The 12,313-nt window shown below is 52.1% G+C and carries 11 protein-coding genes; 5 read left to right on the forward strand and 6 right to left on the reverse strand.

The annotated features are described in order from the left end of the window. Positions 1-32 precede the first annotated feature (32 nt). The 4 genes from ACIPZB_RS00635 to ACIPZB_RS00650 all read left to right on the forward strand — a co-directional run bounded on the left by ACIPZB_RS00635 (position 33) and on the right by ACIPZB_RS00650 (position 3,492). Positions 33-788, forward strand: a complete 756-nt coding sequence (locus ACIPZB_RS00635; RefSeq protein WP_400638605.1) for a hypothetical protein — start codon at positions 33-35, stop codon at positions 786-788. Then, positions 785-2,182 carry a hypothetical protein gene (locus ACIPZB_RS00640; protein WP_400638606.1) on the forward strand — a complete coding sequence of 466 codons (1,398 nt, stop codon included), beginning with the start codon at positions 785-787 and terminating at the stop codon, positions 2,180-2,182. The genes ACIPZB_RS00635 and ACIPZB_RS00640 overlap by 4 nt, the downstream gene beginning before the upstream one ends. Before the next feature lie 186 nt (positions 2,183-2,368). Continuing rightward, entirely contained in the window at positions 2,369-2,911 is a 543-nt protein-coding gene (locus ACIPZB_RS00645) for a hypothetical protein (RefSeq protein ID WP_400638607.1), read from the forward strand. Between the two features lie 65 nt (positions 2,912-2,976). Continuing rightward, the gene (locus ACIPZB_RS00650) at positions 2,977-3,492 is read left to right on the forward strand and encodes a hypothetical protein (RefSeq protein ID WP_400638608.1); all 516 of its coding nucleotides are present in this window, start codon (positions 2,977-2,979) and stop codon (positions 3,490-3,492) included. Between the two features lie 40 nt (positions 3,493-3,532). Here ACIPZB_RS00650 and ACIPZB_RS00655 read toward each other — a convergent pair whose 3' ends face one another. Next, positions 3,533-5,743, reverse strand: coding sequence for a KAP family NTPase (locus tag ACIPZB_RS00655; RefSeq protein WP_400638609.1), 2,211 nt, complete (start codon positions 5,741-5,743; stop codon positions 3,533-3,535). A gap of 179 nt (positions 5,744-5,922) precedes the next feature. On the opposite strand from ACIPZB_RS00655, the gene ACIPZB_RS00660 reads away from it, so the two are divergent. Further along, positions 5,923-6,537 (forward strand): hypothetical protein, encoded by a 615-nt coding sequence (locus ACIPZB_RS00660; RefSeq protein WP_400638610.1) that lies wholly within the window; start codon positions 5,923-5,925, stop codon positions 6,535-6,537. Between the two features lie 76 nt (positions 6,538-6,613). On the opposite strand, the gene ACIPZB_RS00665 is transcribed toward ACIPZB_RS00660, so the two are convergent. The 5 genes from ACIPZB_RS00665 to ACIPZB_RS00685 all read right to left on the reverse strand — a co-directional run bounded on the left by ACIPZB_RS00665 (position 6,614) and on the right by ACIPZB_RS00685 (position 12,254). Continuing rightward, positions 6,614-7,360, reverse strand: coding sequence for a hypothetical protein (locus ACIPZB_RS00665; protein WP_400638611.1), 747 nt, complete (start codon positions 7,358-7,360; stop codon positions 6,614-6,616). A gap of 433 nt (positions 7,361-7,793) precedes the next feature. After that, the gene (locus ACIPZB_RS00670) at positions 7,794-8,099 is read right to left on the reverse strand and encodes a hypothetical protein (RefSeq protein ID WP_400638612.1); all 306 of its coding nucleotides are present in this window, start codon (positions 8,097-8,099) and stop codon (positions 7,794-7,796) included. Between the two features lie 271 nt (positions 8,100-8,370). After that, complete coding sequence (locus ACIPZB_RS00675) at positions 8,371-9,294, reverse strand: hypothetical protein (protein WP_400638613.1); 924 nt, start codon at positions 9,292-9,294, stop codon at positions 8,371-8,373. A gap of 627 nt (positions 9,295-9,921) precedes the next feature. Then, the gene (locus ACIPZB_RS00680; protein ID WP_400638614.1) at positions 9,922-10,281 is read right to left on the reverse strand and encodes a histone-like nucleoid-structuring protein, MvaT/MvaU family; all 360 of its coding nucleotides are present in this window, start codon (positions 10,279-10,281) and stop codon (positions 9,922-9,924) included. Between the two features lie 56 nt (positions 10,282-10,337). Beyond that, positions 10,338-12,254: a TniQ family protein gene (locus ACIPZB_RS00685; RefSeq protein ID WP_400638615.1), complete on the reverse strand. Its 1,917-nt coding sequence runs from the start codon at positions 12,252-12,254 to the stop codon at positions 10,338-10,340. Positions 12,255-12,313 lie beyond the last annotated feature (59 nt).

Genomic DNA, 12,313 nt, shown 5'->3' on the forward strand with positions numbered 1-12,313 from the left:
ACCAATCAGTATGCAAGGAATCGCTCGATCTGATGAACACAACAGAATTGAACAGAAAGCAAGCTCTGGCAAAGGTAGTCAACGAGCTTAATCGCTTGTACCCACAGGGCGGGTACGATGCTGCGGCGCTGGCAAGTGCCGTCGCCGCTCCGGATTTCATCACTACCCGGAGCGGACATAATCGGCAATTCACACGCGAGGCAAGTATAGCTCTTGGAATGCTGTGCTACGCATGGACAAAAGAGGTTCCCAAACTAGCTATCCGAATGGATGTAAAGGAGCTGCTTACCTGTCTCCGCCAAGCAGTTGGTGACTTGCATGCCGATAGGTTGCTAGATGGGGATGAGTCAGAAAACCTAAAACTATTAGATGACACGGTTAACAAAATTTTGGAATGCAGTCAGGTCGACTTTGTCCATTCCTTCCCAGCATGGACCTTGGGTATGGAGTATGAGCATCCTTTTGTAGTCGGGCCGGTGTCCATCATGAGCCGAAACCAATGGCTTGATTCTGTAGATTTCAACGACTACGCCAAAAGGCCGAGAGCTCTGAAAAGCTGTACGAGCATTTCCAAGACTACCGGCTCGAACTGGCCCTTGAAGAGATCACCCGAAAGACTCATGTGGCTGCCGAGGCTGCAACCATTGAGACCATCTTCTCCAACCGAGATGTCCTGGTGGAACAAGGCCCCCTTCTTCAATAGGTACCTCCACCGATGCCATCGCCGGCGGGCGCGCTCCGAGGCATTGATGGAATGTATTTTGATGGCTGCCGAGATTAGTGAATGAAAGAAATTGCTGCGCCGATGTTCAATCTAATTGCATTGTCGCTTCCACGAGGGTTGGGGTTTGGGGACAACCCGCCTGTAGGGGCATGGCTTAGTGAGGATGGACTTTCTTGTGCCGCTCTAACCCGAAATTTCCAATCCGGCAACTTCGGAGTAGTCACCATGCGGCGTCGTGTCGATAGCGTGTGGGTGCTCCTCAGCCATGGTGAGTGCACAGCTCGCGAGTCCGAAGCACGCGCCTCAATCAGCCATTTTCTCAATACCCAAGCCCATCCGCTTCCACTCCCCTCAGGCGAACGACGACGTGCTCCTCTAAGCAGAATGGGTAAGCGCACACCAAGCGTGGTGTTCAAATCACTATTTGATCCAAGCCGCCGTATTGGGGCGTGGGCGCTGAATCAACTGTATCTCGCACTGCCATCCCCAGACAGAAATTGGGTTCCCGATTGCCAGACCGAGAATTTTCACACCCGCCTTTGGGAGGCCCACCTATTAGCGATTTTTCGTGAACAGGGACTCTTGGTCACCCAGCCTAAAGAATCACCCGATTTTCACATCGAAAATAGGCTGGGAGGTGAGGCCTGGGTTGAAGCAGTGACAGCCAACCCGGAAGAGCGGTATGAGCATTTTGGCGCCTCACCGGTCCCCCCACCAGTTGATCGACATGAGCGCTTCTTAGGAGCGGCTGCAGAAAGGTTTGCGAGGACCATCCAAAACAAATTGGACAAGCGTTACGAATCCCTACCGCACGTGGAGGGTAAGCCGCTCATTCTGGCCTTAGCCGATTTCCATGCGCCCAGTTCAATGCTGTGGAGCAGGGAGTCGCTCATCAGCTATCTCTATGGCTTTCTAGTTCACTCATCTGCGCATCGTGTAACGAACCTGATAACTGTGGAGGAAGAGACATCTCTGCTATCAGGGCGTCCCAACGGCCTATTTACGCTGAGGGAAAATGCCCATCTTTCAGCGGTCATTTTCACCAATGCCTGCACAGTGCCAAAGCTCAGCCGAGTGCCGATCTCAGGTGGAGCTCATCTAGACGGGTACCGATACTTGCGGTTTGGTGAGTTTTTCGACCGTTCTCCAGGAGCATCACGAGGTATCCCATTTCTGTTGGATGTAGCGTCTAGCGACTACGGTCAGCTCTGGCCGCAATATGGCTACGAGCCGTGGTCTGCTGAAGTGGAGGTCTTCCATAACCCTATGGCACTACATCCGGTGCCTAACGAGCTGATACCAGAAGTCACCCACTGGAGAGAAGTGAATGGAAGAATCGAGTGCGAATCTTTCTATGACGTATCCATACTCCGATCCAGGACACTCGTCCTCAGTGCTAACGCTAAGGTTCCGTCACTTGATGAGTTACTGACAGCAGCCAGTCCTCCAGAGATCTGACGGCGACGGTGTGGCCGCATCTTTGCCACGCAGGTAGATGAGGATTTCTCAGCAAGCTACTGCGCCAGGGAAGGACATGAGCCTCCTCCGCAATTCATACCGTTGAAGCGTCACCTCTCTTCGGGTAAAAGCGTGACCTTCTTACAACGTTACAACAGCGTCATCCACGAGAGCATAGGAAGAGAAATGTCGACCCAAGGACTAAATCGATTCATCGGACGCAAGATTCACGCAGTGATAATGATGGCCCCACTTAAGCGGGAAATGATACGCCTCGGCATATGCACGGCCATGGCAATTGCTCTGAATGTCCTCTTGTATACCGGCGTTGAACTAGATGGTACCATCAAGCCGTGGGCAGAAACGCCGATAAAGCTATTTGCATCGTCGATGCTATTCGCTTTCATGATTAAAGCATTTTTGCCACTTCTCGCATGGACCATTCTAAAAGCAGTGCTACTCAGTGCAAACAATGCCTTCAGCGGCGTACTGAGTTTTATGGGCAATCAGTTCACAGGGGTCATGTACTGCACCGGAATAATCCTGGGATCTATCACGACTAAACAGTATATGATTTCTGGGATTGTAGATTTTGAGCTGGCTTACCTGTCCGTGATCGTATTTGCTTCCGGAGTTATTTACTTCTTTATACTGCAATGTGCCATTCAACAAACAATGAATCCGGCTCTGCGCACACCGGCAGTGCCCCGCTCTCGCACCACGATGTGACTATTCATCTCAGTTGCTCAGTAATTCCGCCCACTGCTGACCCTCGAAGATGGAACTTAAAGTACATGTATATTAAAGAAAGAATAGTACGCCACACCAGTCCAGAAAAAGCTATCGCCATAGCAAAAACCGGGGACTTCATACTGAAATTCAAAGACCCAATGAATCTCGATTCCGGCCTGAATGGATTCATCAAGAATAGAATGAACGAATACAACACCAATCAAGAGCTTACTGATAAAGGTGCGATATTAGAGTTTGAATGGGCAGGAGACTTCGTGGAGCTCCTCAGCGCTACTGAACCACCTCTTCCTCCCAACATCTTAATACACCAGCCACCTTGGCGTGCTCACATCCGAGGTCCCATTGATTGCAATAAATTAAGGTTAGTATCTATTAAATTTAGCAGTGCGGGCGCAATTGATGAATTGATAGAATACCCTTGGTGGATTGATTTTTTACCTTTTGGGCGTGCTCAAGTCCAACGCTACATTAAGTTTAAATTCATCAAGGAACTTAGAAATACTTATATGAAAGAAAAGCGCTTCATTAGATTCATTGTAAACGAGACCACTCTATGATCGTTCCACTTGATTAACTACCGGGTGAGAACGTCGACTCTTATCTCTCGACCTCTATAACTGGCTCCTCTTCATCGACGCTGAAGTCATCTCGTAAAGCGCCTGCGGAATGTACGTCCCGACCAGCGAGTACAGCCCGCAGCCGGCGAATGGCGGCGGCTAGCCACTCAGATTCAGGCATTCCGTTCTCTCGAAGCAACTCATTCGCATTGCGAAGGACAGTATTAGCCTCAAGCATCAAATCAAGAGTGCTGAGATCGCAAAGTATTCCAGGGGGCATCATTAACCCAGCGAACGTTTTAAGTGCGTCCATGCTATTAATTTGTGCTGTAAGACAAACTCTTAAGCCTTCGTCCCAAGCACTGCTATTAACGATGCAGAATATGGCTTCTGTATCAGGAAGCTTTCTTAATACGACCCCATCAATTACAGCTTGGCGGTAGCGAGGGATTTCCGTTTGTCGCAGTGTTATCGTCTCAGCCTCATCGAATAAATAATCGCCATTATTATTGTTACTGTAGGGGGTTAACCCATGTGCGAACAAATGTTTTCTGAGTATCCAAGGTGCTATCAGTAAGTCACCATCTTGAATCAGCGTGTGTACTGTCTCCCAGAGCCACGACCGTCCGGCAGTAGAGCCGCGGGAAATGCGCCAGAGCAGTGAGCCTACGTCGTCCACCAGGCCGCGTTCAGCTTCTTCACCTGCGATCCAGTCATTTTCTCGAACTAGAACTCGACTAACGACCACCCAAAAAATATTCGAGCTTGGCTGAGGAAGGTTTGCCGAAAAATCCCCAATGCGATCAAGTAGAGACCCAAGTTGGCCCTCGATCAAGAGAGTTTTCAATTCCACCAACAATGCCTCAGCACTGGTAAGCTCCCAAAGCCTTTCGATATCAGCTCTGGAAAACTGCCCAGGCGGGTTTCCAAGGTAAAGCAAGCGGACTAGGTTTCGCCGCTTCGCAAGCCGCTGACCGTCAATTTGCTCTATATAGCGCTGACTCCCTTCCGCGAATCTGGGGAAGAGCAGTCGCAGGATTTCCATATGGCGTTGAGCAGAATTACCAAAAATCTCGATAAGCGTTTGGTCCCCACTGCCAGCACTTTGTTGTTGACGATGGCGGGTCATCATTTCCGACACACCAGGATCATCTACGAGTTGATGAACGTTCTCGGAGATACGCCCTCGGATACTAGGTGCCTTAGCAACCAACCAACTGTAAGCCAACACATCGAAAGGACAGATCTCTCCGCGAACAATTTCTTCTAAAACCGAAAATGCGCCTATTAGTCTTTTGATCTCACGGGGCGTGCGAATATCCCGTAGCAGCTGATTGAAAATATCTTGTTGATACGGTTGAGTGACCGATGGCACCGTAACACCGTTAGTACGGAGCGCCCGCAGCAGGAGATCCCGAGCATCGTCTTCGAAAAGCGGACGCAAGGGGATTGGAAATTGGATAATCTTTTCTAGGTAACTCTCCCCGGTTCGCAGTTTTTCTTCAGGGGTCGCCCCCCGCCCTAAAGCTTGGGCTACACGGTCAGGGTCATAAGCGACAAGGTAGGATATTCCTCTAATATCGCCGACAGCTTTGACAAGTTGCGCTACTGCGCGTACTTCATCATCTTCGACACGATCGAGTTCATCAATCAATACCACGACGGCAATTTTGGCATCTGCCAGTTTTATTTCAAGCTTCTTTCTTTCTTGGCTTGCTGATAATGCTCTAGGCTTATTGATTACGCGAAGTAGTTTCAAAAGCCATCTATTGTAAAACGTGGTCGCAGCACCGGTACCAACAAGCACGTCGACTAAACTAGCGGTTGTAGTGCCTACGAATTCGATCGACGCCTTGTATCTGTCCAGCTGTTCTCGAAATTTAAAGAGTTTTTCGCCAACGCTTGATCCGAGTGCATCTCGCAGCGAATTGAAATACGCTTCGACAAGCTCATCACGGCCTTTGAATAGCCATGGATTTAAATTTGCTACGACTACTCCATCCATCTGCTTGAGTTCATGACTTAGCAGGTTCAGTACGCTAGATTTTCCGAGCCCCCACTCACCTGTCAGACCGACCACGAATCCGGTAGCTCGACGGGAAATCTCTGAGTTATCACCAGGACCATGTTCAGTATGCACCAGCGTCTTAACGAGACTGGCCACGAAAGGTCCCCGATCTAGAGCGTCAAAATCAGCATCTTCAATCGCGCGATCCTGCCGCTGGATATGGTCGATGTCGTGGGGTTCCAAATCGATTCCTCTCCTTCGTCAGTCCTTGGCGAGCATAACAGGGTGCGTAGGAATAGACAGGTATGGACGTATTAGGAACGCTGGGTGTCAAGCCCGGGCGATGCTCTGGCTGTGGCAGTACTGCAGGGGGTATGGTGGCACCCTGACACAATCGCCGCACCTAGACCAGAGAGGTCGAAATGAAACGGATCGCCGCAACACTCTTTATCGCTCTATCCATCACAGGATGCGCCACTGAGCAGCAAACCTGGAAGGCAACGGCCACAACCGACGAATTCACTGACAAGACCACTATGATGGTCACCACGGGTGATCAGAGCACGCCAAGCTGGATCGTTACCCAGCCGCTGCACTTCTATCCCGTAGTTCGCAAGGAAGACGGCGAGATCTATGTCGGCATCATGTCCGGCGGCCGGTTCAAGGTACCGGTCGGTACCGTTCAGCTGCGTATCGATCAGAACGATGCATGGACGATCACCCCGCAGGAGACGCCGGTGAGTATGGCCCCGTCGATACCGATGGCGCCGATCGTTACACTTCAGGGCGAGCAGGCCACGCTGGTCAACAACGCTCAGGAGCAAGCGATGAAGTCCACGTCGCAGCTAATGAGCCCGTACACAGTGACCGGCGGCGACAAAGCCAAGCAGATCCTGAAGCAGATGGTCTCCGGCCACCTGATCAAGTACCGGACCGTGGGTATCAACCAGGCCGCGTCGACCACTGGAGAGGCCGTTATCGACCCATCGCTGGCCAAGTCACTTCGGGAGATCGGCATTGAGCCAGACCACCTGTAAAGCGCTCCTGTAGCCACAAAGAAGCCCGGCACGACGGGCTTTGCCAACTGCCCCTAAGCGTGATTGGACGGCGTTTCTACTCTTTGGTGAAGAGTTGAGTGGTCAAGCTGCCGGTGTTGCCCGTAAGGATCGCACCATCGCGGTGAGGGGCATACGGCCAGTTGAAATCGACAAGGGGGCACGTTGGAATTTTTAAATTGTATGCCATGGTTTCGTTTGAGATGTATGGAGTCAGATCCATTACTCCATTCAGGCGATAGTTTGGATTTTCGATAATAGTGCTAAAGGCAAAAGCTAGCGGATAAGTCTTGAATGCTGATATTTGCATCGGCTCATAGCCCGCACCAAATACCGTATGGAATAGGTCTTTCAGCATACCCTGACGGGATGAAGGGTAGAGCCACATGTGGAACTGCAGGCTGGAATGAAGCTCACCTCGGCCAAGCACGAACCGCCGCAGGTGCCTGATCATGGGTGACCTTGGCTCTGGTTTGTCACTCAACGCGATCATATGACCAGCAACAGCACGGGCAACTTTGTTGAGATACACTCCATTCAAATAAAGCGTACCCATTACAGGGAATTTCGCGGACTCCAATGGTTTTGATGCCGCTTTGTATGCGTCGATCAATTTAGGATCGAGTTCTGTCCCTAGAACCCGGTTGTTGCAGTCTGAGCACAGCGTCGATTTCGTTACACCGTTCTGCGCCAAGAACGAGCCCTGTCGCCCACGGAAGTTCGGATCAACCTGCTGCGCGATCCTCGTCACGCGACGTTGACCTGGAGCTACGAGACTCTTAGGAAACAGGTGATCCTTAGTCATCGTGCCCCGCTTCAGGCACAGATTGCATCGCCGAGGCAGCACGAGGGTTTGAGTAGGGGAGGCTAACATCATGTCTGTCCGTGCGCGTTTTGCATCATGCGGTTTCACTCCTCATGCAGAAGGCTCTGAATTCTACCTTAGCGCTTCCTGAGAGGACCTGCAGGCGGCCCACTTCCAGGCACTGATTGGAGCGGTTCGGCGTGCCGAACCTGCCAAATGGTGACTCAGATCCGTAACAGGACAGTTCATGCCCAATAGGCTAGTGATCCTGCTCCAGCCGGGAGGTGTTAACTACTTTTTTTCACTGTAAACCACAGTGGTTTACAGTGAAAAAAAGTGGTTAACAAGCCGTGGTCCAACACCTGATTTTGAAATATGTGATCGATTTCGTTTCATACGTCGGTCCGGCTGCCACTGCTCAGCTGATTCCTGGCTACCGCCAGGGATCAGGCAGCAGTATTTCTTCACGTCCCTTCTCAATTTCCATACTCAACACTGACACGAGAGTTTCCGCCACTGTTTCCCAGTGCGCAGCTTTGGCCTTGTACTGGTCAACATCAGTCCAGCCACCTCGCTCTGCGTTCAGTGCAGCGACAGCGGAGGTAGATGACAGCTCACAAGCGGCCCCGTATGCAGCCAGTAACCGGCGATTCTGAGGTGTATCAGGCCATTCCTGGTTCTGTTCGAAGTCCTGTCTGCTGATTGCGTGGGTGCTTCCTGCTAACGACAAGGTCGACATATCTGTCCTCCTTCCATGATGGAGTGCGCTGAGGCAGGGCTGGCGATGCCCCACATCTAAGCCAAGTACACGATCGAAGTATTTCTAGTGCCGCTTGTCACTGGGATATCTGCCAGCGCTGGACGTGCTCAGGGAAAGTGGCAAGTTTCAGAAGCCACTCTTGCATCACCCTGATGGAGAAGCTATTTCCGTATCGGCTCGCAACGTCAGCGCTCGCCCATCCGTCAATGCCTTACGGATCTCGTCAAGGCATTGAATTTCCCTGAGGCGCTCAAGCCTGCGGTAGGCCCAGCAGTTCTCCCAGTTCCTCCCGTGCCAACTTCACCCTATCCAATCTGCGATAAGGATGATCAGCAGCCAACCGGATAAGGGATTCAAACCTCGCCGGATCGAATGTAATGACGTCCTTGTAAATGTGCTCAAGCCCCCCTTTGTGAGGTTGCGACACAACAAATCCCATGCTTTCCAGCAGTCCAGACGCTTCGTTATCTTTGACGATCCGATGGCGGATGAAGCTCATCTTGAGATCGAAGTAGGTGCCCTTCGAACCTGGCAGCTTTCTCGACTCCAACCGACCGTTAGCGTTGATTTCTGCCCCTGGGACCTTGGAGGCAATAGCTTCCACAAGCTCAGCGTTCCCACCGACCTTCTGGCCAAAAAGGCGGGTGGCATCCGACATGTACGCAAAGATCCACGGCACATTACGTAGCGTCGCTCCCGTATAGAGGTAGCCGCGTTCTCCCTTGTAACGCTGCAGCATGCCCCTTAAAGCATTCTCGGAGAGGGCCACCTGGGTGTCTTTCTCCAGGATGTAAACCACACGGTCAAACTGCTCGATCAAAAGCTTGAGAATCTTCCGCGGGACGCCGTCAAACCTGGATTTGCGGTCGGTCTTCTGGTGCTGACGAGGATTGAAGTACGGGCAGTCGTTCCGCGACTCACCATCAAATGGAGCGATTCCAGGAATGGTCTTCGTCGCATGCTTTCCGAACGGGCTTTTAACGTTGGGCGGTAACTCATAGAGTCCAACCAGCTGGATAGGGTTGTCGCATGCCGGACACACAGCAAACTGAGCTAGCTTGCCTGCACTACCGGGCTGATACCACGGATCTCTGCGGAGCGTCTCATCCTCGAAACGATCCTTGTTGATGATCTTGCTTTCTGTGTCCTCGATGCGGAGCTTATAGACATCCATCTTTGCTGAAACCGTATCAATGAAGGGTTTCGTAATGGTATCCAGCGAGGGTAGGTAGCAGTATGCCTATCTGCCCCATTTGGCGGTCACCCTCCACTTGGAACGCGTCTGACGGATGCTCCTAACGACCTGGATTAGCCCCAGAAACAACTAACCCCCTGGTGCGCAGTCCAGGTCTGAGACCTGCCCGAGGCGTGGGGGCTATTCTTGCAGCGATACTACAGTTTCGGCATTACTAACCCGAGCCATCGATGGGCACTCAACCGGAATCTGCGTTTAGCCAGATCAGATAGTTCGGGTACGTGCGACAGCACAGATCTGAAGCTACGTTGCGCTATTCGATACTGAGCTTGAGACCGCAGTGGGCCGTATGGCTACGTCGAGAAGGGGAGGCGTGATCCAGTGAAGCACCAGTGCTGTCAGAACGCTTGAGATGGTGTTCACAGCTATCGCGACGAGAGCGTTACGCATTTTTGGAGCATCCATTTTTTGAAGTGGACCTCTATTTAATGCGCACAAACTGTGTGTCACCACCACCTCAAGAAAATTTCGTCACGCCCCAGAATGGGAATTCACGTTCGGGCTGCATCACGTTTTATCTCGTGCCAGAAGCCCTCGGCAGCTCTATCAGCTGGCGAGCCAAGACTCGACTACGTCAGCGCCATACTCGTTTTTCCAGGCCTTGAGTGTGCGCTGATTACCACCCTTGGTTTCAACGGTCTCACCGCTGTGCGGATTCTTGTAGACCTTTACAACGCGTGCTTTCCGAAGTGTCTTTGGGGCATTCGAAGCTGAAGGCACCGCTTGCGGATCGAGGATCATCACCACTTGGCGCAGACCGTAGCCGTACTCGTTGAGTAGGGCGCGAAGCTTCGTTTCGAATTCCATTTCCTGCTTCAAGGAAGAGTCATTTTTTAGCGCTTCCAGCTCGGCCAGTTGGGCCGCGAGCTGTTGTTCGAGTAAGCGAAATTCAGCGAGACGGGACATAGGATTCTCCAGATGATGTTCGGTGATTTTAGCAACCAAAAAAGAGAGCTTGCTAACTATCTTGATCCCACATGCTTGAATCGGCTATCTCGAGGCTGAGGGATCGGCGTGGATAAAAGGGTGGTGGCGTCTGGGTCGTCGCTCTGCATCGCCTCACCCATTAGGTATTCAATCAGTTTTTTGCTTCTCACCCATACGTACTGCCGGCATGCTGCATTTGGTATGGTTGGTCCCGCAACGGGGCGAAACCTAGCCTCCCAAAGGAGTTTGAACGCTTCCTTGGTCGACGTTCCCAGGTACACAGCGATCTCCGGTCCCAAAATGTAGCCTCGCCTGAATCTTTCGATCGCTTGGGGCTTAACCACCAGTTGCGTACGCCTGCCGTGTTCGACGTTGGTGCTCCAAAGCAGGCCAAGCCGAACAAACGCGTAAGCGCATTCTTCTTTAACACCCAATAGCGCAGCTGCTTTGACCACCGATAAACCGGGTAGGGTTAAGCCCTTGCCTCCTGTTCGGGCTTGTTGCCACGATGCAAACTCTTGCGCCTTGAGTAACCACGCCCCCACACCAACCGGGCCAGTCTCGGCCTGTCGGTAGGCACGAAGTTCACCTGCACGTATTGCCTGAACCAACTCGACCAACCCACCCCCCTTGGGCAGAGAATGCTTGGCCAAGTAGTTGATCGACACCAGGCTCTGGTCAGAGCTGGTAGGCAGCTTCTCATCAATCAGTTCGTTGATCGAGCGGCAGTCAATCAGCCACCTTTCGCCTGGGCGCGGTTCTCCACCAAAGAACTGGAGGGTACCACCAGCTAGCAGCTGCCTAACCCGATTGCGACAGAGGCTTAGCAAAGTCGAGGTTTCCTTCATATCAGCCACGCCCTGGAGATGCTGCGAGATTGCCTTCAAATGATCCAGGTCCACGACCGTAAAGACTCGATCTTCATGGGCCTTCTCCCGATAGGCGATTTGTCCCTCCTGATGAAGGCGTTTTACGACTGATACCCCGAGACCACAAGCTTCAGCAGCAGAATCGAACGACACCCAACGATGTCTCTCGATGGTCTCCTCACTCAAATTGCGATTTCGCTTCGCTAACGGTGCTTCCCACGCATGCTGCAGAAATGATTCGAACTCTCGACGAAGAAAGTCAAAACAAGGGTCGTCCAGACCACGGTGGATGTCGTGGTAAATCGGGCCGAACGACCTGCTGAGCGTCCAATTTCCGCTATCGGCATGGACTTCCTTGAGGCCACTCAGCAATTCTCTGAATGCGAGAGGCCAGTTCATGAGAACCACGCCCGCAGCGTTTGCCATAAGCCGCGATATCTCTAGCGAACCCGAATCAGCAACCTTCAGCGGCTGGGCTCTTTCCGTAGGCAAACTTCTGACAGCGAGACGCGATGACAACTCGTGAAACTGTTCGTAGGTAAGGGCAGCCAATCCCGCGTCAGCTGACAACGAGTCGGCGTAAAACCTATCTTCAAAACCAGAGGTGAGCCAGGCGGCTGTATCACTCGCCGGCGCGATCTCAAAATTGGTCCCGCACAAAGAGGTGCCACACGCTTGGCAACAATTCGCACTCATCGCGCTTGGATCGGTTTCCTTCAAACAGTTGGGGCACCGGCCGTGGAGTTCAGTACCGTGGACAGAACACGTCGTAACCAGCGTCAAGCCCCAGCTTTCTCTCCAATAACCGGCCTCACCCAAACAGATCGGACAGTACCGCGCGTGATGAGTCGTCCATAACTTGACCCCCTTGGGCCTAGGATCACGAAACTCAGCAGCGACCGTAGGCCAGCTCAGTGGTCCTTCCATCATCTGCAGCCAGTCTGCAACATCAGTCTCGTCGGCTCGTGCAAAGGCTGTGAGCAGTTCCTTTCTGGGTAATCCGTTGGCTTTCGCCAGGCGCTGAAGGTAGCCCAAAAGACTTTCGTCGTGATGGGGTCGTGGATTGATTAAAAGACCAAACATTCCTACACATCCGTGAAATCGAAGACATAAAGATTGGGGGAGTAGGGCCGGGCTGATGA

This window comes from Pseudomonas sp. NPDC089396 (assembly GCF_044749545.1).
Taxonomy (GTDB): Bacteria; Pseudomonadota; Gammaproteobacteria; order Pseudomonadales; family Pseudomonadaceae; genus Aquipseudomonas.

Excerpts from the sequence above, each read along its gene's own strand:
- ACIPZB_RS00635 (WP_400638605.1), top strand. The coding sequence starts at position 33 with ATGAACACAACAGAATTGAACAGAAAGCAAGCTCTGGCAAAGGTAGTC.
- ACIPZB_RS00640 (WP_400638606.1), top strand. The coding sequence starts at position 785 with ATGAAAGAAATTGCTGCGCCGATGTTCAATCTAATTGCATTGTCGCTT.
- ACIPZB_RS00645 (WP_400638607.1), top strand. The coding sequence starts at position 2,369 with ATGTCGACCCAAGGACTAAATCGATTCATCGGACGCAAGATTCACGCA.
- ACIPZB_RS00650 (WP_400638608.1), top strand. The coding sequence starts at position 2,977 with ATGTATATTAAAGAAAGAATAGTACGCCACACCAGTCCAGAAAAAGCT.
- ACIPZB_RS00660 (WP_400638610.1), top strand. The coding sequence starts at position 5,923 with ATGAAACGGATCGCCGCAACACTCTTTATCGCTCTATCCATCACAGGA.
- ACIPZB_RS00665 (WP_400638611.1), bottom strand. The coding sequence starts at position 7,360 with ATGACTAAGGATCACCTGTTTCCTAAGAGTCTCGTAGCTCCAGGTCAA.
- ACIPZB_RS00670 (WP_400638612.1), bottom strand. The coding sequence starts at position 8,099 with ATGTCGACCTTGTCGTTAGCAGGAAGCACCCACGCAATCAGCAGACAG.
- ACIPZB_RS00675 (WP_400638613.1), bottom strand. The coding sequence starts at position 9,294 with ATGGATGTCTATAAGCTCCGCATCGAGGACACAGAAAGCAAGATCATC.
- ACIPZB_RS00680 (WP_400638614.1), bottom strand. The coding sequence starts at position 10,281 with ATGTCCCGTCTCGCTGAATTTCGCTTACTCGAACAACAGCTCGCGGCC.
- ACIPZB_RS00685 (WP_400638615.1), bottom strand. The coding sequence starts at position 12,254 with ATGTTTGGTCTTTTAATCAATCCACGACCCCATCACGACGAAAGTCTT.